General features: G+C 38.0%; 21 protein-coding genes and 1 pseudogene. 15 read left to right on the top strand and 7 right to left on the bottom strand.

Annotated features, from left to right (window positions below; translation table 11 throughout):
• Positions 1 to 198 precede the first annotated feature (198 nt).
• A complete protein-coding gene (locus AC4D4A_RS04260; protein WP_490994717.1) occupies positions 199 to 2301 on the bottom strand; it encodes a 5'-nucleotidase C-terminal domain-containing protein in 2103 nt (700 codons plus the stop codon).
• Between the two features lie 393 nt (positions 2302 to 2694).
• On the opposite strand from AC4D4A_RS04260, the gene AC4D4A_RS04255 reads away from it, so the two are divergent.
• Positions 2695 to 2976 (top strand): hypothetical protein, encoded by a 282-nt coding sequence (locus AC4D4A_RS04255; RefSeq protein ID WP_490994716.1) that lies wholly within the window; start codon positions 2695 to 2697, stop codon positions 2974 to 2976.
• Between the two features lie 190 nt (positions 2977 to 3166).
• Complete coding sequence (locus AC4D4A_RS04250; RefSeq protein WP_490994715.1) at positions 3167 to 3616, top strand: hypothetical protein; 450 nt, start codon at positions 3167 to 3169, stop codon at positions 3614 to 3616.
• Between the two features lie 192 nt (positions 3617 to 3808).
• Here the strand turns inward: AC4D4A_RS04250 and katA are convergent, their stop codons facing one another.
• Complete coding sequence (gene katA / locus AC4D4A_RS04245; protein ID WP_490994714.1) at positions 3809 to 5257, bottom strand: catalase KatA; 1449 nt, start codon at positions 5255 to 5257, stop codon at positions 3809 to 3811.
• Between the two features lie 520 nt (positions 5258 to 5777).
• Here katA and AC4D4A_RS04240 point away from each other — a divergent pair.
• Entirely contained in the window at positions 5778 to 6212 is a 435-nt protein-coding gene (locus AC4D4A_RS04240; protein WP_490994713.1) for a DUF4395 domain-containing protein, read from the top strand.
• Between the two features lie 121 nt (positions 6213 to 6333).
• On the opposite strand, the gene AC4D4A_RS04235 is transcribed toward AC4D4A_RS04240, so the two are convergent.
• Both AC4D4A_RS04235 and AC4D4A_RS04230 read right to left on the bottom strand, forming a co-directional pair.
• The gene (locus AC4D4A_RS04235) at positions 6334 to 7299 is read right to left on the bottom strand and encodes a bile acid:sodium symporter family protein (RefSeq protein ID WP_490994712.1); all 966 of its coding nucleotides are present in this window, start codon (positions 7297 to 7299) and stop codon (positions 6334 to 6336) included.
• A 229-nt stretch (positions 7300 to 7528) separates the two neighbouring features.
• The gene (locus tag AC4D4A_RS04230; RefSeq protein ID WP_490994711.1) at positions 7529 to 8038 is read right to left on the bottom strand and encodes a DUF6141 family protein; all 510 of its coding nucleotides are present in this window, start codon (positions 8036 to 8038) and stop codon (positions 7529 to 7531) included.
• A gap of 484 nt (positions 8039 to 8522) precedes the next feature.
• Here AC4D4A_RS04230 and cotE point away from each other — a divergent pair, with 484 nt between their 5' ends.
• The 3 genes from cotE (at position 8523) to mutL (ending at position 13789) form a co-directional block, all read left to right on the top strand.
• Positions 8523 to 9122 carry an outer spore coat protein CotE gene (gene cotE / locus AC4D4A_RS04225; RefSeq protein WP_490994710.1) on the top strand — a complete coding sequence of 200 codons (600 nt, stop codon included), beginning with the start codon at positions 8523 to 8525 and terminating at the stop codon, positions 9120 to 9122.
• A gap of 106 nt (positions 9123 to 9228) precedes the next feature.
• Positions 9229 to 11841 carry a DNA mismatch repair protein MutS gene (gene mutS / locus AC4D4A_RS04220; protein ID WP_490994709.1) on the top strand — a complete coding sequence of 871 codons (2613 nt, stop codon included), beginning with the start codon at positions 9229 to 9231 and terminating at the stop codon, positions 11839 to 11841.
• Between the two features lie 16 nt (positions 11842 to 11857).
• The gene (gene mutL / locus AC4D4A_RS04215) at positions 11858 to 13789 is read left to right on the top strand and encodes a DNA mismatch repair endonuclease MutL (RefSeq protein WP_490994708.1); all 1932 of its coding nucleotides are present in this window, start codon (positions 11858 to 11860) and stop codon (positions 13787 to 13789) included.
• 404 nt (positions 13790 to 14193) lie between these two features.
• Here mutL and AC4D4A_RS04210 read toward each other — a convergent pair whose 3' ends face one another.
• A complete protein-coding gene (locus AC4D4A_RS04210) occupies positions 14194 to 14607 on the bottom strand; it encodes a YkvA family protein (protein WP_490994707.1) in 414 nt (137 codons plus the stop codon).
• A gap of 169 nt (positions 14608 to 14776) precedes the next feature.
• Here AC4D4A_RS04210 and brfA point away from each other — a divergent pair, with 169 nt between their 5' ends.
• The gene (brfA, locus tag AC4D4A_RS04205) at positions 14777 to 14986 is read left to right on the top strand and encodes a ribosome rescue factor BrfA (RefSeq protein WP_490994706.1); all 210 of its coding nucleotides are present in this window, start codon (positions 14777 to 14779) and stop codon (positions 14984 to 14986) included.
• A gap of 58 nt (positions 14987 to 15044) precedes the next feature.
• Here brfA and AC4D4A_RS04200 read toward each other — a convergent pair whose 3' ends face one another.
• Positions 15045 to 15821, bottom strand: a complete 777-nt coding sequence (locus AC4D4A_RS04200; protein WP_490994705.1) for a YqjF family protein — start codon at positions 15819 to 15821, stop codon at positions 15045 to 15047.
• A gap of 964 nt (positions 15822 to 16785) precedes the next feature.
• Here AC4D4A_RS04200 and miaA point away from each other — a divergent pair.
• The 5 genes and pseudogenes from miaA to AC4D4A_RS04175 form a co-directional block, all read left to right on the top strand.
• On the top strand, positions 16786 to 17736 hold the full coding sequence (miaA, locus tag AC4D4A_RS04195; protein ID WP_490994704.1) for a tRNA (adenosine(37)-N6)-dimethylallyltransferase MiaA: 951 nt from the start codon (positions 16786 to 16788) through the stop codon (positions 17734 to 17736).
• Positions 17737 to 17765: 29 nt separating this feature from the next.
• Positions 17766 to 17993: an RNA chaperone Hfq gene (gene hfq, locus AC4D4A_RS04190; RefSeq protein ID WP_066104248.1), complete on the top strand. Its 228-nt coding sequence runs from the start codon at positions 17766 to 17768 to the stop codon at positions 17991 to 17993.
• A 271-nt stretch (positions 17994 to 18264) separates the two neighbouring features.
• Positions 18265 to 19218 (top strand): stage V sporulation protein K, encoded by a 954-nt coding sequence (gene spoVK, locus AC4D4A_RS04185; protein WP_490994703.1) that lies wholly within the window; start codon positions 18265 to 18267, stop codon positions 19216 to 19218.
• A 312-nt stretch (positions 19219 to 19530) separates the two neighbouring features.
• On the top strand, positions 19531 to 20289 hold the full coding sequence (locus AC4D4A_RS04180) for a hypothetical protein (RefSeq protein ID WP_490994702.1): 759 nt from the start codon (positions 19531 to 19533) through the stop codon (positions 20287 to 20289).
• Between the two features lie 91 nt (positions 20290 to 20380).
• Positions 20381 to 20485 (top strand): annotated as a pseudogene (locus AC4D4A_RS04175) (DUF4037 domain-containing protein); the annotation flags it as partial.
• Positions 20486 to 20623: 138 nt separating this feature from the next.
• On the opposite strand, the gene AC4D4A_RS04170 reads toward AC4D4A_RS04175, so the two are convergent.
• Complete coding sequence (locus AC4D4A_RS04170) at positions 20624 to 21226, bottom strand: trimeric intracellular cation channel family protein (protein WP_490994701.1); 603 nt, start codon at positions 21224 to 21226, stop codon at positions 20624 to 20626.
• 145 nt (positions 21227 to 21371) lie between these two features.
• On the opposite strand from AC4D4A_RS04170, the gene hflX reads away from it, so the two are divergent.
• The 3 genes from hflX (at position 21372) to AC4D4A_RS04155 (ending at position 24303) form a co-directional block, all read left to right on the top strand.
• A complete protein-coding gene (gene hflX, locus AC4D4A_RS04165) occupies positions 21372 to 22622 on the top strand; it encodes a GTPase HflX (protein ID WP_490994700.1) in 1251 nt (416 codons plus the stop codon).
• A 15-nt stretch (positions 22623 to 22637) separates the two neighbouring features.
• Positions 22638 to 23903, top strand: coding sequence for a methionine gamma-lyase family protein (locus AC4D4A_RS04160; RefSeq protein WP_490994699.1), 1266 nt, complete (start codon positions 22638 to 22640; stop codon positions 23901 to 23903).
• Positions 23904 to 24054: 151 nt separating this feature from the next.
• Positions 24055 to 24303 (top strand): hypothetical protein, encoded by a 249-nt coding sequence (locus AC4D4A_RS04155; RefSeq protein ID WP_490994698.1) that lies wholly within the window; start codon positions 24055 to 24057, stop codon positions 24301 to 24303.
• The last annotated feature ends 183 nt before the right edge of the window (positions 24304 to 24486 follow it).

Raw genomic sequence — 24486 nt, 5'->3', positions numbered from 1 at the left:
CCGCATCCTATCTAATAAATTTAATATATTGAACATCCTATCTCATTATAAAGTTAAAATGGGTATTTATGGAATAAGTAAAAAGGCATGTCCCATCAGCAAACTTATTTCAGGTTAACAAAATTAATGTAAAATTCATTGAAAAAAGGCATCAGTTTCAAACTGATGCCTTTAATTTGCTTATCTCGAAAAGTTTTTTTAATTAGCTACATCCATAATCCTGCCTTCAACATTAGGTGAAACAGTTTGTTCAGGGAAGGATTGGATGTAATCGGAGAAAATCTCCCAATCAACGAAGCCGGGTTCGCTTACGCGGCCATCTGCATAAATATCAGCAAAGACAGAATAGCCATCGCCGCCTTTGGCAGTGAAGATGTTTGTAGCAGCGAAGTAGGTCTGTGTATCCACGAGTGAAGTATATTCACCATTCTGGTTTATTTCGACTGATTGCACGCGTGTGCCTACTGGTTTAGAGCTATCATAGGTAAAGCGCATGCCTGCGACCTGCAGGTATCCACCGCTAGCGCTTGGGGCAGCACTAACGCTATGTTCTAGAGCTGTTTTCAATTCCGCTCCGCTAATTTCCATGATTGCGAGTGCATTGCTGAAGGGGAGGACTGTCATAACGTCAGCTAATGTGATTGGTCCTGCCTTTAAGGTTGTCCGGACACCGCCTCCATTTTGTAGGGCGATGACAGTATTTGGATTGATGGCTTTTGCCTTATCGAGCATTCCATCAGCAATCAAGTTGCCAAGATTAGTTTCGCCTGTCCTTGCAGCAGGATTGCCACCAATCAGATCGACAGCTGTTGTTCCGACAACTTGCTTTTTCTTTGCGTCAACAACAGGCTTATACTTCGCTAGGATTTGACCTGCTGCCGGGTCTTCGGCAAAGATATAAGAGCCTTCCGCATTCTTGGCGTCAATGCTAATCAGTTCGCCATCATAGGCGATAACTTTTCCTTTTTTATCAAAGCTCACATCAAGCTCACCAAGATATTTGGAATACTCGTTTGCTTGGACAATAACAGTCGGTTCTTTGTATTTATCTACAACGACTGGTTCATTCAGCTGTGAATGAGAGTGGCCGCCAACAATAATGTCAATGCCTTCGACTTGATTAGCAAGCTCGAGGTCATTGTCACCGCCGCCATCATTGTAGCCAATATGGGTAAGGGCGATAATTTTATCGACACCTTGTTTCTTGAATGCTTTAACGGAGGCCTTAGCTGAATTGATATATTCCTCGAATCTGACATCCCCAGGACTAGAAATACTAGCAGTCTCAGCTGTCGTTAAGCCAAAAATACCAACTTTCTCACCGTTTACATTTTTAATGATACCGTCGTATATTTTTCCATCATGTGGTTTAGCAGTATATGTGTTATTCTGAAGTCTTTTCATGAGGGTATCATCGCTGAAATCTACATTTGCACTCACAATTGGAAACTCAGCGCTTTGAACAAATGGCAGCAAAGTCTCAGTACCAAGGTCAAACTCGTGGTTACCGAAAGTAAATGCATCGAATCCGGCTAGATTCATCAATTCAAGATCGGCTAGTCCCTTAAATTCGTTAAAATAAAGGGTGCCAGAGAATACATCACCAGCATGGAGAAGAAGATTATTCGTATTTCCATTGCGATGTTCATCAATCGCGGTAATTTGTCGTGGTGTATTTTCAATGTTAGCGTGTGTATCATTCACATGAAGAACGCGCAATTGATAATCTGGGGCTTTTAGGGCTAGTTGCAGCATGGAAATGAGCTCAGATAAGCTAACCTTTTGGTTATATCCAAATTCAGTATCGGAAATAGCTTCAGCGATACCGTATAGAAGGATAGAACCGATTCTTTCCGCTTGTTTAGCAGGTACATCAGAGAAGTCTGTTACTGTGCTTCCTTTCAAATCGAAAGCCTTCGCAATCCAAACAGCAAGCTCTCCACGAGTTAAAGGCTCAAAGCTGCCAAATTTATTCTTGCTTTTTCCATCAAGAATACCCGCATAGACTAATGAGTTTACTGCTTTTTGGGACGATTTTGGCACATCCGTAAAGTTTGTCTTTGGAGCTTTCTGGTTATCGAGTTTTAATGCGCGTGCCATCAAAGCAGCTGCATCAATTCGAGATATGGATTTCTGTTTCTTCATACTTTGGGACGAAACGCCCAGTTCCTGAATAAAACGTGTTTCATTCTGGCGATCAGCTGTCTTTGCATCCACAGCCGGCGCAACCAATGTTCCAGCAAGCGCAACAACCATTGTCATAATGGCCAACATACGATAAAACTTCACTCGATACTTCATATATCGCTCCCCTTTTGTTTGATATGGCCAAGATATAGGCCTCATATCTGATTATAATTAGTTTTCGAGGCAATCGACATAATTTTCAAATAAATGGTAAATTCGAACTATATTTTAATGAACAAATTTTTATAATAACGTAATTAATTCTTTTCAAGAGGCATTTACTTAGTTTTCTGTATAGGTTTGCTTAATCATTATGCCATAGACATCCGGAAAAACTTATATCACATAACGTATGTATTAAGGATGAAGGAGAAAGGTTATTAGATCCTTTTCTCACAATGGTATGGACCTTCATTGCCAAGTTATTAAATATGAATGAAATCTAATTAGAAAATGTTTTGTAATATTATTCCAAATGATGGTACTCTTATGAGTGGAGGTGTATTAGTGAGAAAATTTAGTTTATGGTCAATAGGAATGATGATTGCAGGGCTGATATTATTTGGTTTAACCAGAGGTATAGATCAACATGTGGAGCTTTTATTTCTTTTAGGAAGTATATCTTTTGCGGTTGGAATCGTTTTCAGTTTTGTGGCGATAGCAAAACAGGAAGAAGGGTGGTTAAAATTCATTTCACTCAGTTCTTTTTTTATTGTGTTCTTTTTGATTAGCTGGTTTGAGCCGTTTCATTTTATTCGAGTCCTTACTTGGTTGAAAAATACGGCTTAGAAGTTGGAAGGGGGCGCCGCATATTTCTCTTGCAGTGCATTTTTTTTGACTAGCTATCTTAGTATCTTAGCACTCATATAAAAGGTAGAACTTTATATGTGTAGGGTTAACAAGTGAAAATTTACAGGACAAATGTAAAATTAATTATTATTTTCTAAGTGAAGAATCATTTATAAAAGGAGGTTGATTAATGAAGAATGAAGGAATTTTAACCTTATTAAGTGAAACGTTTGAAGGACCTAAAGGGAATGAGAGTTGGTTCACTGAATCAAAGCCTGGGAGTGGATTGTTCGGTACTATTGATTCATTAAGCGCTGTGGAAGCCTCTGTACTAGTCGAAGGTGTGACAATTGCTGCCCATACAGATCATACACGTTACCACTTATGGGCATACAATCAATTATTAGAAGGGAATAGACAGGATTTCAATTGGGATGAGAGTTGGAAAATTGGATTGGTAACAAAAGATGAATGGGAGCAAATGAAGAATGAACTTCATAGAGAATACATGAAGATGATTGACCGTATTAATAGCATGCAAAACATTGATTCTCCTTCAACTACTATTCTTCTAGGGACATTGGCGCATGCAGCTTATCATTTGGGAGCAATCAGGCAGATGGTGAAGGGGGTTAGATAACTTACCATATATAACAGGGCTAAGTTAACATGCAATGGTTATGCTCATCGAATAATAAGTAAAGTCACCACTTTTCTGGATGTGGCTGTTTTCTTTCAACCTTATAAAAAAGGTACTGCAAGTAGCAGTACCTCTTTTAATTGAGAATACGAGAATTTAATTGAGAATGTTAAATAGGATTAAATTATTCTATTAAACTTCTTCAGTTACTGTTAAACCAAGTCCTGCAGCTACAAGTGTTCCGTATTCAGGATCAGCTTTGTAGAAATGCTGGATTTGACGTTCGATAATTTCAGGTACAGTTACACCTTGCATAGATCCAACGATGTTGTTAACTAGGTTAGCGCGTTCTTCACTGCTTAACAATCTGTATAGATCTCCAGCTTGAGTGTAGAAGTCATCATTATCATAAGAAGTGCTTGCAGCATAACCTTCTACTTCAAATGTTGCTTGTTGATCTTCAGGAGATTCTTGTGGACCTCCAAAGCTGTTTGGCTCGTAGTAGACAGAAGAACCGCCATTTATACTTGGGTTCATTTGGCCGTCACGTTGATAGTTATTAACTTCAACTTTAGGACGGTTAACTGGTAAGTGATTATGGTTTGCTCCGACACGGTAACGGTGAGCATCTGCATAAGCGAATAAACGACCTTGCAATAATTTATCCGGTGATACATCAATACCAGGAACGAAATTACCAGGAGAGAATGTAGCTTGTTCTACTTCTGCAAAATAGTTTTCTGGATTTCTATCTAATACCATGCGGCCAACTTCGATTAATGGATAGTCTTTTTGAGACCAAACTTTTGTTACATCGAATGGATCGAAACGATATGTGTTGGCATCTTCAAGCGGCATAATCTGTACGCATAATTTCCATGCAGGGTAATCGCCAGCTTCAATTGCATTGTGTAAATCTTCGATATGGTAGTCTGGATTAGTACCTGCAAGCTCAGCAGCTAAATCAGTAGATAGATTTTTTACCCCTTGTTCTGTTTTCCAGTGGTATTTAACCCATACGGATTTACCTTCAGCATTTGTCCATTTGAATGTGTGGCTACCGAATCCGTGCATATGACGCCAAGTAGCAGGAATACCACGGTCAGACATAAGAATCGTTATTTGATGTAATGATTCTGGTGAAAGTGACCAGAAATCCCAAACAGCATTAGGGTTTTTCAAATGTGTTTTTGGATCTCTTTTTTGTGTATGTATGAAATCAGGGAATTTGATTGCATCACGGATAAAGAAGACAGGCGTATTGTTACCAACGATATCGTAGTTACCTTCTTCAGTATAAAGTTTTACTGCAAATCCACGAGGATCACGTAATGTATCAGCAGAACCAAGTTCACCTGCAACTGTAGAGAAACGAATGAACAAAGGAGTTTTTTTGCCAACTTCAGATAGGAAAGCAGCTTTTGTATATTCAGTTAGATCCTTTGTAACCTCGAAATAACCATGTGCTCCGCCGCCTTTTGCATGAACTACACGCTCAGGTACACGTTCTCTGTTAAAGTGAGCTAGTTTTTCTAATAAATGTACGTCTTGGATTAAAGTTGGTCCGCGTCTTCCAGCTGTGATGGAATTTTGGTTATCTCCAACAGGAGCTCCCCAACTTGTAGTTAATTTTTTGGACATTAGTTATACCACCCTTTTTCGTAAGATAAACCTATTATATTTATTTTTTATAATATTATCAATTAAAAACTACTATTTATTTAAAATAATTATAAATAAAAGGAGGTTTAATGAAAGAATGCTAATGTGAACTATTATGAAAGGCTTCTTATTGGAAGGGATCTTACCTTTAAAAATAAAGCAAGCAGGAGAGTTAGCGAGCAGATTCTCAATTAAGAAATAGGTATTCTTAATTATGTCTTTTTGATTAGAATACGAAAATATCAAGTTTATAAAATGACGTGGTAAGGGAAATTTTGTCGAACATTTGTTTCACAAAATGATTGGGAAGATTATTATCCTTTATCAACTTCCTAACTGTCAATTAGAACGATTCATCAATCTTCCTATACATACAATTAATTACTAAAAGTATTTGATGATAAATATAATTTAATTAAATTCTTTTACTTTCCCAATTATGGTTAAACAGAGTAAGATGAGAAATAACATATAATACTTATTGGAGAGGTGTGAAATTATGGGGGAAACTGTGCGAACGGTTCCAAGACCATTGGTACGTTTAAATCAGTGGGTGATATTTCTTAGTGTAGTAGCTACTTGGGTAACAGGTGTTGAATGGATATTAGCACTGCCCTTACTTGCAGGAATTATGGGTTTATTATTTGGATTCAATCCAATCATGCAAGCAGGTAAATTATTTTTAAGAAAAAAACCTTCTGATTATATTCCGGAAGAGTGGGCTCAGCAACAATTTAATCAAGTAATCGCTGTAATTTGTCTTGCGGGTGGACTGATCAGTTTTATGCTTGATTGGGTGATTGCTGGATATGTATTTACAGCTATGGTTGCAATTGCATCGTTTGTAGCTATTCTGGGTTTTTGTATTGGCTGCTTTATTCGTTTTCAATGGCAGCAATATAGGTATAAGAAATCAGTAAATAAAACAGTTTAAAAGAAGGAAAAGGATCTTGCATGCTATCGCAGGATCCTTTTTTCTGGGCAGAATCGTAGAATTGTTGCTAACGGCTTAATTAAAAACCTCCGCAAGGCTATCGCTTTGCAGAGGCTCCAACTTAAATAGATTGCGATTCATCCAGAACAACAGGTTCATTTTTATCCTTCATTCTACTGAAGATCGTTGCTAAAATCGGTCCTGATATATTGTGCCATACACTAAAGATGGCACTTGGAACAGCTGCCAAAGGTGAGAAATGTGCTACCGCTAATGAAGCGCCCAATCCAGAATTTTGCATACCGACTTCAATCGCGACTGCTTTCCTTTTCGCCAGATTCATGCCTAATAATTTACCGAATAAGTATCCGATTAAATAGCCTAAGCCATTATGTAAAATAACTATAGCGAAAATAAGCAATCCTGTTTCAGCAATTTTTTGCTGATTTGCCGCAACTACAGCTGCAACAATAGCAACTATGGCAATAACAGAAACAAGAGGCATTACTTTAACACTTGCTTTCGCCTGCTTATTAAACAATTTTTGAACAATAAAGCCAAGTGCGATTGGTATAACAATTACTTGCACAATCGAGATAAATAAGCTAGCAGGTGCAACATCGATGTATTCGCTTGCGAATAAGAAAATGAGTGCAGGTGTGACAACTGGAGCCAGCAATGTTGTGATGGAAGTAATGGTTACGGATAATGCAACATCTCCTTTTGAAAGAAAGGTCATGACATTAGAAGCCGTTCCTCCTGGGCAGCAGCCTACTAAAATAACGCCGACTGCAATTTCTGGTGGAAGATCGAATAGCTTGACCAATAAAAATGCCAATGTGGGCATAATCAAGAATTGACCGACTACACCGATGAGAACATCCTTCGGTCTTGTTAATACTTCTTTAAAATCAGCAGGTGAAATTGTTAATCCCATCCCAAACATGACAATCCCTAATAAAACGGTAATATAGGCTGCAATCCAAGAAAAACCATCTGGAATAAAGAAGGCAAGTGCTGCAAAAATGAGTACCCATACTGCAAAGGTGTTACTTACAAATTGACTGAAACGTTCTAAAGCTTTCATATATCACCTCAGGGATAAATTTGTTTAATATGGGAAAATATATATTAATATCTGAATATAATCAATAGTCTAAAAATTTATTGTGAAGAGGTACATCCAAAAGAAACAGTTTTTTGGCTGACTTCTCTACATATAGTAAAGATAATTTCCGAATATCTCTGTGAAAAAGCAAAAAAATACACCATCAAACTCAAGAAACATACATAATATCGAGTAAGGTGGAAAATATTCACTTTGAATTTAATGCTTTTATTAATTCATCCGGATTTTGTGAACCCAAAACTACTGTTCTATTTCCTCTTAATTGCAATTCTATTCCCTTGTTGCCGCCTATATTATATGCAGAATCCCCATTTAAATTAAATCGTATGCCCCAGCCTCCGAATCGTAGTAACGAATTGTAGGTAATACTAGAATATTGAACCATATCTTTAAATAAAAATGATTTATAATGGAGATGAAACGGCATGTAACGCACATACAATCCATCCTTACGCACCTCAGTTTCTAGCTTACAGAATCCCAGTAATAGTCCTAATGGGATTGCTATTCCAAAAACAAGCCAAAGAATTGTTAAAAACGGATTAGATGCAGGTTTATCACCGAATGGAATTCCAAAAATGACCTGTTGAATAAATGCATACCAAAATAAAGCAGCGAGAGCAATAATTAAAATCCATAGCAAGGGTTGGCGAGGGTATTGAACTTCTCGAAAGATTACATCCTCCTGTTTTTTCATGATAATAATTTCCTCCTCTTTACATAATTAAGTACTAATGTTTGAGTACAGAACTTTTGTATTATTATAAATATGTGTTATTTATACTCCTTATTGTACTATTTAAGTAAAAAACTGTCATAATTCTATCTGTCCTTTAATTCCAGATAAAACTAAAACTCAAAAAGGCATGATCTCCGTAGATAAATGCCTCATTTTTTCTGTTAATTATATGTTCAGTAATAATGCTTGTTTATCTGTTGAGAGCTTTAAAGTCTATCCTCTATTTTTAATAGTAAAGGGAAATGAGTAGTAACACTTTATCATTCCTAGCTTTCTTATTTAAATTCCGCATAACTTGCTCCTATTTCTAAATCAAGGTCACCTTTCTTCAGCATGGGCATAAACTGTAGCATGCAATCCTTGTTGAACTGATAATTAACTTGCACGCTAGACATTTATCATGCATAGGATGAAATGAAAATGGTTGAGGAGGTAACCTTGTATGTCACAATATAGAGAAATCATCACGAAGGCAGTAGTGGCAAAGGGTCGTAAGTTTACCAAGGCAAATCATACAGTTTGTCCGGATAACGATCCTACCAGTATACTGGGCTGCTGGATTATTAATCATACGTATGAAGCCAGGAAACAAGGTAAGAAGGTAGAAATTGCAGGGTATTATGATATCAATGTTTGGTATTCATACAGTAATAATACGAAGACAGAAGTTAGAACAGAAAAGGTTCCGTATAAAGATACCATCAAATTAAAGTATCGGGATCAAACGGTCTATGATGATAATGAAGTCATAGCCAAAGTGGTTCAACAACCGAATTGTATTGAATGTCTAATAACTCCAGATGGTGAAAAAATTTCTGTTCATGTTGAACGTGAATTTTTAGTGGAGATTATTGGTGAAACAAAAGTAACTGTTTCAATCAGGGAAAATGCAGACACCGATGAGGAAAGCTGGGAGCTTGAGGTAGATGATGACGAACTGGAGGAAATTAATCCTGATTTCCTTGATCATAGTGAGTCATCCAGTGAAGAGTCCAGCTCCTATGAATCAGGCAGGAAAAAAAGCAAAAGCAAGCGGGATTAAGTAACTAGAGAGAAAAACTCTCTAGTTTTTTTGTTGTTAGATGAGCTTGGCTCCTATGATATAATACTTCTATTATATATTTGATTGAAAGAAAGGTTTTGGGAAAATGGCAGTAGCAACCTATACTCCTATGATTCAACAATACTTGAGTATAAAGGCAGATTATCAAGATGCATTCTTGTTTTTCCGCCTAGGTGATTTTTATGAAATGTTCTTTGAGGATGCCATTAAGGCATCAAAAGAATTAGAGATAACCTTAACAGCAAAGAATGGTGGAGGAGAACAAAAAATTCCCATGTGCGGGGTTCCTTATCATTCAGCGCAATCTTATATTGAAACGCTGGTAGATCGTGGCTTTAAAGTGGCCATCTGCGAACAAACAGAGGACCCGAAAGCAGCAAAAGGGGTCGTTAAACGTGAAGTTGTCCAATTAATTACTCCAGGTACGGTGATGGAAGGAAAGAGTCTCGCCGAAAAGGAGAATAACTATCTTGCAACTATTTCATCCATAGATGGCCTGGGATTTGGAGTGGCTCATATTGATTTAACGACTGGCGAAAATCGAGTAACCCATTTTTCCAATTTTAAAGATGTTTTAAATGAGGTTTCCGTTATAGGATCTAAAGAAGTTGTGGTTCAGCCAGATATCGGCGAAGAAAAAGAATTGTTATTAAAAGACAGAGGGATTGTCACAATCTCTTATGAAGCCGACTCGGAGCCGAAGGAAGAGTTTAACCACCTGGTTAACGAGCTTCCTAAAAAAGACTTGAAGCACACGGTAGCCCGTTTGCTCAATTATATACAGCGAACTCAAAAGAGAACGATTGAACATATTCAACCAGTTGAATTATATGAAACAGAGCAGTATTTAAAAATTGATTACTATTCCAAAAGAAATTTAGAGCTAACGGAGACTATTCGTTCAAAAGGCAAAAAGGGCTCTCTTTTATGGCTCCTTGATGAAACGAAGACGGCCATGGGCGGCAGAAGATTAAAGCAATGGATTGAACGCCCATTAGTCAGTGAATCTGGAATAGAAGCTCGGTTATCGATGGTCGAAACATTTATGAATCAATTTTTTGAACGGGAAGAGCTACGTGAGCTATTGCACGAAGTTTACGACTTGGAACGTTTAACAGGCCGCGTTTCCTACGGTAATGTTAATGCACGAGATTTATTGCAGCTGAAGCGTTCCCTGCAGCAAGTACCGGCTATTATTGATGTAATTGGAAGACTGCCTATTGATACGGCTAAACAAATCGCATCCCGGATGGATCCGTGTGAAGAAGTGACTGATTTACTTGAGCAGGCATTGCATGAGAACCCGCCGATTTCTATTAAAGAGGGAGGTATTATTCGCGAAGGGTATAACGAAGATTTAGATCGTTATCGCGATGCTTCCAAGAACGGGAAAACCTGGATCGCTCAGTTGGAACAAAAGGAAAGAGAAAGAACGGGTATCCGTTCGCTGAAAATCGGTTATAATCGCGTATTTGGATATTACTTGGAAATAACTAAGGCTAATCTTCATCTCTTAAATGATGATCGATATGACAGAAAACAAACTCTAGCAAATGCAGAACGTTATATCACTCCAGAATTAAAGGAAAAAGAAACAATCATCCTTGAAGCAGAGGAAAAAAGTACAGGTCTTGAATACGATTTGTTCTGTGAATTGCGTGATCAAATTAAAGATTATATTCCTCGCCTGCAAAAACTAGCGATGGAAATCAGTGAATTGGATGTTTTACAATGCTTCTCTACTATTAGTGAACGTTACCACTATGTAAAACCACAATTCTCTCATACACGCCAAATGAGTATAAAAAATGGCCGACATCCAGTCGTAGAAAAGGTTTTAAAAGCGCAGGAATATGTACCGAATGATTGCTTCTTGGATAAAAAGAAGGAAATCTTATTAATTACTGGACCAAATATGTCCGGTAAGAGTACGTATATGCGCCAGGTTGCTTTGACAGCGATTATGGCCCAAATCGGGTGCTTTGTACCTGCAGACGAAGCAATCCTTCCAATATTTGATCAAGTATTTACTCGAATCGGTGCAGCAGATGATTTGATATCAGGACAAAGTACATTTATGGTTGAAATGCTTGAAGCAAATCATGCGATTACGAATGCAACAGAAAACAGTTTGCTTCTGTTTGATGAAATCGGAAGAGGAACGTCAACCTATGATGGAATGGCATTAGCCCAATCAATCATTGAATATATTCATCATCATATTGGTGCAGCTACTCTCTTCTCCACGCATTATCATGAATTGACAGCTCTATCTGATCAACTCAGCAAGCTGAGTAACGTACATGTTCGTGCAATTGAGCAAAATGGCACAGTCATTTTCCTTCATAAAGTAGTCGATGGACCAGCTGATCGCAGTTATGGTATTCATGTTGCCAAGCTTGCAGAAATGCCGGAGACGGTGATTAAGCGAGCGCAAGAGATATTAAACGTCCTTGAGCAAGGGGACAAGCAACCAAAACCTACGCCGCCAGTCAAAACAGATACTGAGGCAGAAATGGTCAATGAACAAGCGCAATTATCATTCTTTACAGAAGAGAAAAAGGAAAAAGGATCCACAGTGAACCGGCAATCGAAAGAATGGAAGGTAGCGGAAGAGCTCAGATCCTTATCGATATTAGAGATGAATCCATTGGAAGCATTAAACGCCTTATATGCATTACAGAAAAAATTAAAGTAGGGAGGAGAGAACGAATATGGGGAAAATTGTACTGTTAGATGATCTATTATCCAATAAAATCGCTGCCGGAGAAGTAGTAGAGAGACCTGCATCTGTTGTAAAAGAGTTAGTGGAAAACTCAATAGATGCTAACAGTACGGTAATTGAGATTTATGCTACGGAAGCCGGCCTCGAGTCCATCCGCATCATTGATAATGGGGAAGGGATGGAAGAGGATGATGCCCTAAATGCTTTTCACAGGCATGCTACCAGTAAAATAAAAGACGAAAACGATTTATTCAGAATTCGTACGCTAGGTTTCCGGGGTGAGGCATTGCCTTCGATCGCCTCTGTCTCCAAATTCGAATTAAAGACCTCAACAGGTGATGGACCTGGAACCCGTCTTTTACTAGAGGGCGGCAAGGTCCTTACCCATGAGTCCTATTCAAGCCGTAAAGGAACCGATATTACGGTGAGTGAACTGTTCTTTAATACACCGGCCCGTTTGAAATATGTTAAAAGTGTTCATACAGAGCTTGGGAATATAACCGATGTCGTGAATAGGCTGGCGCTGTCTCATCCGGATGTATCGTTTAAGCTGGTGCACAATGACCGTACTTTATTACAAACATCAGGCAATGGCAATCCTCTTCAGGTGCTTGCCGGGATATATGGGATACAAACTGCTCAAAAAATGCTGCCATTTGAAGCATCAACGCTTGATTTTTCAATAAAAGGCTATGCTGGACATCCGGAAATGACGAGGGCTTCGCGTAACTATATGACTATTTTGGTCAATGGACGATTTATCAAGAATTATTTAATCGCCAAAGCTGTCATGGAAGGGTACCATACTTTATTGCCTATTGGACGTTATCCAATTGCGATGCTCAATATCGAAATGGATCCTTTGTTGGTTGACGTGAATGTGCATCCGTCGAAAATGGAAGTTCGTTTCAGTAAAGAGCAAGAGCTGATGGCGATAATTAGCGAGGCCATCCGGAATACCTTTAAAAAAGAGACGTTAATTCCGACAGGCGCTCCTGTTAAACGTGAGGAAAAAGCAAAAACGGAACAAGCTCAATTTACATTTACGGAGGAAAGAGAAAAGCGGCCTGAGCCGCCAAAGCAAACTCCTCCAATGGTGAAGGCAACTGAAGGATTTTCTGTGATTTATGATCCGCCGGAGATTGAACAGCCGAAGCGGGAATTCGAGGCTCTTATTTCTATTGAGCGGGATGAGATTGAAAGGGTGTCAGTAGAAGAAGAGGTAGAAACTGCCCCGGCAATCAGTTCAGAACCCGGTTCCGAACGGATCGGAACGATCGTGGAGCAAAAAGAAGAGAAAATAGAGTCTGTTCAAGAAAATCAGGACATTCAAGAAAGTCGAATTCCACCCTTATATCCGATTGGACAGCTACATGGAACGTATATTTTGGCCCGAAATGAGCAAGGGCTCTATATGATTGACCAGCATGCTGCCCAAGAGCGAATTAAGTACGAGTTTTTCAAGCATAAGGTGGGAGAGGTCAACAAAGAACTGCAAGAAATGTTGGTCCCGATGACACTGGAGTATTCAACAGATGAGTTTGTGAAGCTGGAAGAACATAAAGAAGAGCTGGAAGCGGTCGGAGTATTCTTGGAACCATTTGGATTAAACAGTTACATTGTCCGTGCCCACCCAACCTGGTTCCCGGCTGGCATGGAAGAAACGATCATCGATGAAATGGTCCACCAAGTATTAACGATGAAAAAGGTGGATATCAAGAAATTACGTGAAGAAGCGGCAATCATGATGAGCTGTAAGGGCTCGATTAAAGCAAACCGACATTTGCGTAATGATGAAATCAGTGCATTACTGGATGAATTGCGTCATACAAACGATCCATTCACATGCCCACATGGCCGCCCAATTATCGTCCATTATTCGATTTATGAGCTAGAGAAAATGTTTAAGCGGGTTATGTAAGTAAATAAGTATGAAATTTTAAGTAAGGTGGAGGAAACGAGTCGATTTCCTCCACCTTTTTGTGTCTGTAATATAAGTTTGGATACAAAAAAGCTCCTAAGCTGCGCTTTTTTGGGCCTATCCCCCACCTTTCAACCACCTATGCCCGGACTATACCGGGGTAAAGGTGGTTGAAAGGTAGGTGAAGTATGGGGGAAAGCAGCTATGCCCCACCTATGAGGCACCTATGACCGGACTATACCGGGGTAAAGGTGGGTGAAAGGTGGTGGAAGTAAGGAGGAAAAAGCAGCTATCCCCCGGTTATGAGGCACCTATGACCGAGCTATGCGGGGACACAGAACTCACCCAGAAAAGCAAAAAAAGGTGTCAAATCAGCCTATCAAGCTGATCAGACACCTTTTTAATTATTCAATATCAATAGTTTGCTCTTGCTTCGCTTGCCATAATTTGAATTTCTCGAGGTCTTCAGTTATTTGCTTAATGGTAAATCCGATAATGGCTGCATCATCCGCAAATCCAAGACCTACAATAAAATCTGGGATAAAATCAATAGGTGATACAAAATAGATAATGGCTGCGATTATAGAAATAATCGATTTTTTAGGAATCTCTTTGTAATCACCCTTTACCCAAGAACGAAACATGGTGATGAGTAATTGCAGATTGTCCCAAACCTCTTCCAGTGCATTTCTGTTTGTATTTGATTTCGTAGTTGCTTCATCTAAGAGCTCATTTGATTTCTTTGTATTATTTAAATAGGTTTTGGCTGAATCGATGTATTTTTTATATTTATGTATTCCTTTGTTTTGTTCTTCCATTACGCATTCCTCCTAAACGACAACTTGTTTACATTTTAAGGTATATTTCACTAACTAACAACATTTCAGTGATTGGCCAGAAAATAAATTAAATCCATTGCTTAATGTCTTTTTCCCTAAATTTGTGTATACTAATCCTATTCTGTGAAAAATTGAGGTGTATAGAGTTATGAGTAAAAGTCGGGCTAAAAAATATAGGTTGAAATTGGAGAGGGAAGGCAAGCGCAATCCTGAAACTCTACGGGGCGGTCTATATACAATTGATTTGAGTACAAGAATGACGAAAACAAAGAAGGATAAAATGGAGCAATTTAAACATAAAAAGAGATTTCAGCATCTAACAAAGGATGAGGGAATCTCTTTTTATTTGGTTCTATAGAGAAGTGTATTAAGGAGACAGTATATTCAGTCCCCTAGTATTGAGGCCTTATACTGTTCTATGTACTAAAACGATTAGTGGAATGGTGAACCAAGGGCCAAGCGCGTACCTCAATCTTTTTTGCAAAATGAAAGATAGGCAATTCATCATTAATTTCAATACCTTGCTTAGATAGTACTGAATTCTTGCTGAATTCTGCTTCTGCCTCTTGTATGATCCAAGGGTCATGTAAAATATCACAGCGAAGCGGGACTCCTGATAAATTTAAAGTATAAAAGCAGTAACGCTCGGCCATCCATTCCTCGAAGGACCCCTTAGCTGCCTGAAATGGTTCGGAAATTGGTCTATAGCTACAGGCTAACTCGATTTCAGGGTCAAGTAGTCTCTTGCTTTTAAATTCAATGTTTGTTTTATTAGTCTGCATTTCCATTTCAGTATACCAATACGGTAAGTGGTATAATGTTCTTGCCCCTTTTACAGCAAGCCAATTAGCAGCATCTAAACTAAAAAAGTAAACACCTGGCTTTCCGTCTAGAATGACATATGTCCGAACATTTAGCTCGGGAAATTGATCTGTTCCTGGTACAGGGGGTAATCCCCGAAGCCTGACACCCGACATACGAAATGGTACAACCCCAATCCAGCACATCCCATTATATGAATCCAAAGGGAGCACTTCAGGTACTAACTTTCGTAACACCTCAAATTTAATTGGATAATGGGCAAATAAGAGATCGCTCCATGTCTGCTTCATTGTCCAAGGCAAATTCGGAAGATCCCATGGACGATGGCTGTCATCCCATTGGGCTTTATTGAATTTTAGCTGTTCTTCCAAAGCCATCACTTCCTTCACAATTTTTTATAGCGCAATTTTTGGATTTAAATCCTTCTGAAATACCGTCACCACTTTACTGAAGGTAAGTAAAACTGCATCCAAAGTAAAAATCCTCATGAAAATCAACATTAATTTTGCAATTGTACACGGAGAAAAATAACCCAATTAATACCTATTATACCTTTAAATTGAAATGTTTTTATGTTATTAATCTATTCTAAGGTAATCATTGATGAAGAAGTTTCTTGCAGATAAAGGTAATCCCTGTAGAAAGAACTTTCCAACGTGAAGAATTAGATGGATTTGTAAGTTTTATATGGGAAATTAAATTAATGACAGCTTAGATGCCAGTGGTCAAATTGAAATAAACGGAGCAATATTCCGCTCATCATTGGATGGAAAATAAGTAAAGAAGAAGCGAGACAAGAACATACACAGTACCAATAAAAGCCTTATAGTTATAAAGTTCTCTAATACCTGTTAGCAAAAATAAGAAGAATAAATAAACAAAAAGCAATTGTACTAAGGAGAAGACTCTATATGAAAAAATATATCCCAGTAAGAGAAGCGTAAGTATACCAATTAAGACCTGTATGAACCGGATCATGAAAACAATTTCCTCATTTCTATATAGGTAAGATGCTTTTGTTATACCATTAACCACTTGCTGCACGTACTAACATTACACATTCAATTGTGTGAAACCTCTATAATAAATATTGATCAGGTAATTGTTATATGATTGATTACTGAAGAACCTTAATTATAGTGTTAGTAAAAATAGAACTTATCTTAAGGTTAAAGTTCATGTATAAATTATTTCAAAATAACAAAAGGATGAAAAAAGATTTGAATAAAGACTATTTAAACTGACTATACTGGTTAGATGTTACTCGCTCATGTTCAGATTATAATGATTTATGTTAAGATAAGAAAAAAATGAATAGGGCAGTGTGAAGCATAAATGGAAAAACAGAAATTGGTCGTGATTATTGGACCAACAGCAGTGGGAAAAACCAAACTATCAATCAATTTGGCCAAAAAGTTCAATGGTGAAATTATAAGTGGTGATTCAGCACAGATTTTTAAGGGTATGGATATAGGAACTGCTAAGGTTACAAAGGACGAAATGGAAGGGATCCCTCATTATTTAATTGATTGCAGGGAACCATCTGAATCCTATAATGTTTATGATTTTAAGCAAGAAGTCCAGCAGAAAATCAATGATATAACGAATAGGGGAAAGCTTCCGATTTTAGTGGGTGGTACCGGGTTGTATATTCAATCCGTCCTATACGATTATCAGTTCCCTGAAACCACGGCAAATCCCACTATTCGAAAAGAGCTGGAAGAACGAATTGAACAAGAAGGGCCTGATGCTGTTTATCAAACACTTGTTGAGATTGATCCAGTTGCTGCTGAAAAAATACATCCTAATAACACAAAAAGAGTTATCCGTGCTTTAGAGGTATTTTACGATTCAGGAAAGCGTTTCAGTGAACAGGAACAATCCACAGAGAGAACATTATTATATGATGTGGCTCTGATTGGGTTAACGATGGACCGTGATCTTTTATATAAAAGGATCAATGAACGAGTCGAAACAATGATGCAGCAGGGTCTTGAAGAGGAAGTCAGAAACCTATATGCAAAAGGATTAAAAGATGCACAATCCATGCAAGCAATTGGATATAAGGAATTTGAGGGACTAATTGAAGGAACTGAAACACGAGAAAATGTCATAGCGGAAATACAGCGGAATTCCCGTCGGTTTGCAAAAAGACAATTTACTTGGTTCCGAAATAAGATGGATGTTCACTGGTTTGATATGACCAATTTGGCTGATTTCGAAAAAATTTCTGAAGAAATATCGCTTGAAGTGGCAGGAATGCTCGCTTTAAAGGCGAATAGATAAACTATAGAGAGAAAAGAGGAGGCAAAAAAATGAAACAAGGAATCAATATTCAAGATCAAATTTTAAATCAATTGCGTAAGGAAAATGTATATGTAACAATCTTTTTACTTAATGGATTTCAGTTACGCGGACTGATAAAAGGGTTTGATAATTTTACAGTCTTAATTGAAACAGAGGGTAAACATCAATTGGTCTACAAACATGCGATTTCAACATTTGCTCCTCAAAAAAATGTACAAGTTGACCTTGAAGGTTAAGGATAAGTACGGCAGACTCCCTCTAAGGTGAGTCTGTTTTTTATTTTACTGATTTTTTCATTCTGTATAGAGGATGTTAGGAATATAAATAAGGAGAGGAAATATAATTATTTTCCGGGCAATCGCAGTATGTGACAATCAGGCACACCTTTATTGGTAAAAAATAAATTTATATTGTAGTTTCAGGGGTGCCCTTGTCTATTTTGCCTTCACTTTGTCGAATGTGTTAGGTAAAAAAGGGGGGACACGGCTTCATTAAAGAGGTGATCAAATGGAGCAACAGCCAATGCGAGTGAGAAATAATGGGCAGATTAATGTTGTACTGAAAAATGGTCAAACAAAGGCTCAGGTTAAGCCGATTTTAAATGTTCCTCCATTACCAAAGGATATACCTTCTCATCATATAGCCCTAAAAGAAATTGAAGCTGAATTGAATAGTCTCGTAGGCATGGAAGAAATGAAAAAAGTTATAAAGGAAATTTACGCATGGATTTATGTGAATAAGCAACGGGAAGTAGCTGGCCTTAAGGCGGAAAAACAGGCGCTTCATATGATGTTTAAAGGGAATCCCGGTACTGGAAAAACAACGGTTGCACGGCTTATTGGAGATTTGTTTGTAAAGATGAATGTCCTGAGCAAAGGTCACTTAATTGAGGCAGAACGGGCAGATCTTGTAGGAGAATATATTGGGCACACAGCTCAGAAGACGAGAGATTTAATCAAAAAGGCAATTGGGGGTATTCTTTTCATTGATGAAGCCTATTCTTTGGGAAGAGGTGGAGAAAAGGATTTTGGTAAGGAAGCGATTGATACATTGGTAAAGCATATGGAGGATCGGCAGCATGAATTTATTCTTATCCTTGCCGGATATTCACGGGAAATGGAGTATTTTTTAACCTTGAATCCAGGCCTGCAATCCCGGTTTCCGATTGTCATTGATTTTCCGGATTACTCGGTTGATCAATTAATGGATATTGGGAACCGAATGTTAAGTGCCAGGCAATACGTTTATAGTCCGGACGCGGAAAGAAAACTGCGCGATCATCTATATTATTTAACAAATGTTCTACATCTAAAATCCTTTTCCAATGGTAGATATGTAAGGAATGTAATAGAAAAATCAATCAGAACTCAGGCAATGCGTCTTTTGCTGTCGGATCAATATGAACGTCGGGAATTAATGACGATCCGAAGTGATGACCTAGTGTTCGATACGTTTGAGTAAGAGATACGAAAAAAGATGAATGCCCTGTAAGCTGTTATAAAGCTTATGGGGCATTTTTTTTGATAGAACAGTCATTGCGGAATAGACTGAATTGAATTCTAAGATGCTGATTTGATTAGGAGGTTAGAATACAAGAAATCAAACTACCTCGGACTGCAGGTTATTAACTGCCAAGTGTAACTAATCTATTAATTATTCTGTTGATATGGTAAATTTTAGTTAGTTTCATAGGGTTTAATGGTAGAGTTTGTGTTTAGAAAGTCTCTTGCCATTGTGTTAGAGAAAGTGGAATGAGAGTAGAGGGTAAACGATATGAATTTGATAGAAGAAACTATATTTACAAGCAAACAGGTAATCATTGATGCAGATTGTAAAAAAGAAGATTTGATTGTTTTGTTAAAAAACACCGGTGAATATACGATTCAATTAAATGGAGAACTTATTTTAACTCTTCCCAAGGGCCACCATATGATTCGATTCACAAAAGAACATTTTTGTCTTTTATACAATACGACTCTATCTTTTTATACATTAACGGGTAAATTTGTATCTGAATTTGGGGTTGGTTCACATATCCATGAGTTATTTCCCTATAAAGATGGCGTTCTTTGTACATATGGAGATGAAGGTGTATATGGAGAGGGTGCCGGAAAAGATCTATTAAACTATGTATCTCCATTCAGTGGTTTGGAGTCTTTTTATGATAAGGCTATTCGCTATAATCTTGACTATAATCCTCTATTTGCTCGATATAAGCCCTATACTTGTATCGATCCAGAGAGAAATGAGTTGGTATTACTCAACGAGCAACTTGAAGAAGAAAGAACAATGAAAATTCCTTTTGATACAGGAAATTTAATTACCTTTGCACTTACCTACAAATACGGCTTATTTATAGAAGAAAATAAGCTATGTGCATGGGAATTGGAAACAGCAAAACGCATTGTTGAGTATAAGAGGGAGTTCTCTTCTAAAACCAGAGCCATTTTTCATCGTCATGATTTTTTATTGATAGAGATTTCTGATTATGAAATAAAAGGATTCATGCCAGTTGTGGAGTATGGCACTTAAGCTAATAGATACCAAGCTTAATATCGAACGTAAACTATACAAGATATATGGGAGAGGTTTTTTTGTGGATTTAACGTTTATAGCATCTACTATTTCTAATGTTTATCGCCAAAATCCGAAGGTTGAAGCGGTATTGTTGGGAGGATCTGTTTCACGTAACTGGAATGACAGCTATTCTGATATTGAGCTATTCGTCTTTTTGGAAAGAAAGTCCAACAGAGGAGGGATTAAGAGCCTTGCTAAGTATGAAATGCAACAAGGCTCTTGTCATTTATCCTATATAAATACGAATCTATGAAATGAACTGGTAGTCTATCCATGTCAGTACTTTCAATCAGTAACTTCTTTTAACAACAGGCAGATGCCATTCATATAGATAAGAAAGCATTCTTAAAAAGGTAATAATGATAAATAAAAGGTATAATTCAAGGTTGGATGTCATCGCTCCGAGGCCGATTAAGAGACCTGCAATACCGGCCCATATGGCGTAAATTTCAGATCTTAACAGGATTGGCTTCCTGCCTGCCAGGACATCTCGTACGATACCGCCGCCACTTCCTGTCAGGATAGCAGCAAATATAACAGCAATAAGCGGTAAGGTCATTTCCGTTGCTAATAAGGCGCCCTGCACAGCGAATGCGCTTAGACCGATGGCGTCAAAAAAATTCCCCCACCTGTTCCAATGCTTTAAAAGCGAATGCTGAAATAAACAAACAATAGTTATAGAAATGAATGCGATAAAAAATAATCCATGTTGCTCCCAAATATGTATAATTGGGATTCCGAGCAGCAAATTGCGGATGGCTCCTCCTCCAAAGGCTGTTACAAATCCGAGTAAATAAAGGCCAAATAAGTCATATTCCTCTTCCATTGCCACTAATGCTCCGCTGATTGCAAAAGCGATTGTTCCGATAATACTCAATACATCCCATGTCATACTTTTTTCTTTTTCTCCTTAAATAAAATTCAAATAATCATTTAAAATCTGGCTAATTTATCATATCATTTGAATACAAGGTTTGGAACGGGTGATTTTTTTGGTATGATAAGAAGAATAGTGAACTATTGAGGGAAGTGACATAATGGAAGAAACATATGAAAAAGCTATACTAGTTGGTTGTCAGCGTGAAGATATTGATGACAGTCGATTTGAATCCTCTATGGAGGAACTTGAATCATTAACGGAAACTGCCGGAGGGCAGGCTCTTGTATTAGTGTCTCAAAAGAGAGTTAAGCCTCATCCTGCTACATATATCGGAAAAGGGAAAGTCGAGGAGCTTATTGCATTAGTTGAAGAGCTCGAACCGGATGTTGTAATCTTTAACGATGAATTGTCTCCCAGTCAAATACGAAATCTTGGTAAAGAGCTGGGAACTAGGATTGTTGACCGTACCCAGTTGATTTTAGATATTTTTGCTCAGCGTGCTCGTTCTCGTGAAGGTCAAATGCAAGTTGAGTTAGCGCAATTGCAATATATGCTGCCAAGATTGGCAGGGCAAGGTACTGAATTATCAAGACTCGGCGGTGGAATAGGAACGAGGGGACCAGGGGAAACAAAACTGGAATCTGACAGACGCCACATCCGACGTCGCTTGGATGAAATCAAAAGGCAATTGGATTCAGTTGTTAAGCACAGAGAACGTTACAGAGCGCGTAGAAAACGAAATAATCGTTTCCAAATTGCATTGGCCGGCTATACGAATGCTGGTAAATCAACCTTGTTTAACCGTCTGGCTGAAGCGGATTCTTATGAGGAAAATCAATTGTTCGCTACCCTTGATCCGATGACCAGAGAATGTCTTCTTCCATCAGGATACAAGGTCCTTATCAGTGATACTGTTGGATTTATTCAGGACTTGCCTACATCTCTTGTTGCGGCATTCAGATCCACACTTGAAGAAGTGACGGAATCCGATGCAATTTTACATGTAGTGGATTCTTCACATCCTGATGCTTATAACCATGAGAAGACTGTTCGTAAAATTATCGAGGACTTGGGTGCTGAGGATATTCCCCAATTGATTGTCTATAACAAAAAAGATATGGCCCATTCTGAATTTGTGCCGACATCCAAGGAAAAATCCATTCATATATCTGCTCGTCAGGATGAAGGGATTCAACAACTTCTTTTAGAAATGGAAAAATTGGTTGAAAGCTTTATGGAACCATACTCCGTTATGATCCCAGCTAATGAAGGGAAGATTATAGCGCGATTAAAGGATGAGACAATCGTTAAATCAACCGAGTTTCATGAAAGCAATGAGACCTATCATCTAAAGGGACTTGCTTTAGCGGACCATGCAATCATGGGAATTATTAAAAATTACGAGTAGGAGTAGGAATACAACATGTTTGAACAATTAAAGAACGGTGAGAGAATCAAAGAAACTGTTCAAGAAACTGAAAAAATGGTTGCTGAAAGATTTTTAGAAATCGATGAAAATGTAGACTTTAATACAGCAAAGGTATTAAAAGCCTTCCAGGAAAACCAGGTTAGTGATGCCCACTTTAATCCTTCAACAGGTTATGGGTATGATGATATGGGCCGAGATACATTGGAAAAGGTGTTTGCTCATGTATTTGGAGCCGAAGCGGCACTTGTCCGCCCGCAAATCATATCTGGAACACATGCTATTTCAACTTCTTTATTTGGTGTGTTACGCCCTGGTGATGAGCTTTTATACATTACAGGAAAGCCATATGACACGCTTGAAGAGATTGTTGGCATACGCGGAAGTGGTATAGGTTCATTGAAGGAATATCAAATATCCTATCAATCTGTTGCTTTAAAGGAAGATGGGTATGTTGACTTTGATGCAGTAGCAAAAGCTATTAAACCAAATACGAAAGTAATTGGCATTCAACGCTCAAAAGGCTATGATAACCGCCCATCATTTAAAATTGCTGAAATAAAGGAAATGATTCAGTTTGTAAAAGCAATCAAACAGGATGTCGTTGTCTTTGTTGATAACTGTTATGGAGAGTTTGCTGAGAAAATGGAGCCTACTGAGGTTGGAGCGGACCTAATGGCAGGTTCCTTAATTAAAAATCCTGGCGGTGGTTTAGCAAAAACAGGTGGTTATATTGCCGGTAGAGCTGATTTAGTAGAACGATGCGCCTATCGTTTAACAACACCGGGTATTGGTGCTGAAGCGGGTGCTTCCTTGTACAGTTTATTAGAAATGTACCAAGGATTCTTCTTGGCTCCGCATGTTGTTGGACAATCCTTAAAAGGAGCAATCTTTACAGCAGCCATGCTAGAAAAATGGGGATTTAGCCCTTCACCTACTTGGAACGAACCTAGAACAGATCTCATCCAATCAGTTCAATTCCATGACAGAGATAAGATGGTGCTGTTCTGTCAGCAGATTCAGTTTGCTTCACCAATTAACTCTCACGTGACACCATATCCGGCCTATATGCCTGGATATGAGGATGATGTCATCATGGCTGCCGGAACGTTTATCCAGGGAGCGAGTATCGAATTAACGGCTGACGGTCCGTTAAGACCGCCATATACCGCTTTTGTACAGGGCGGACTAACGTACTCCCATGTTAAAATAGCTATTTGCAAAGCAATCGATCAGATGATTGAAAAAGGATTAATAAAGTAATAAATGATAACTCCCTTATTTTTAGAATAGGGGAGTTTTTTTGTTCGTGAAAATATTGAAGGGGTCATGCTTATATACAAAATATGGAAATTAGTGATACTCTTAGTATTTCTATTTTAAAGTATAAATTTCAGATATTGAGGGTGAGAGTATGAGTAAAAAGTTGCATATCTTGAATATAATTGCAGGGATAATCATTTTAACTGCAATGATAGTCACACTTGTATCTGGCAGCAATAATCTTCCATATGCAGTCATAGTATTGTATTTTCTCAGTTACTCGCTGCAAAACTTAAATGATAAAAGGATCACTAAAATTCTTGGGTTGAGTATTACAATTTTATTGTTAATCTGGTCCTTGTTACTTTTGATGGAATTTGTGTTCCCTTTTGCGCCGTAGGAAGCAGGGATTGAATATAGCTTAAGAATATCCAAGAAATTGGAAGTTCTTTTTTTTAAAATCTTATTGATAAATTACTAGATTAATTACTGACAAATAGGGTAAAAGAAGTAAAGTAGTTAAAAAGATACATTACTCCTGAAATTCCATGTTAGAAAACCTTACATACGATTGACAAAGAAG

This window comes from Pradoshia sp. Z5_111, from assembly GCF_058267535.1.
Note: the sequence above shows the minus strand (reverse complement) of the source record. Positions and strands in the feature narration are given on the sequence as shown.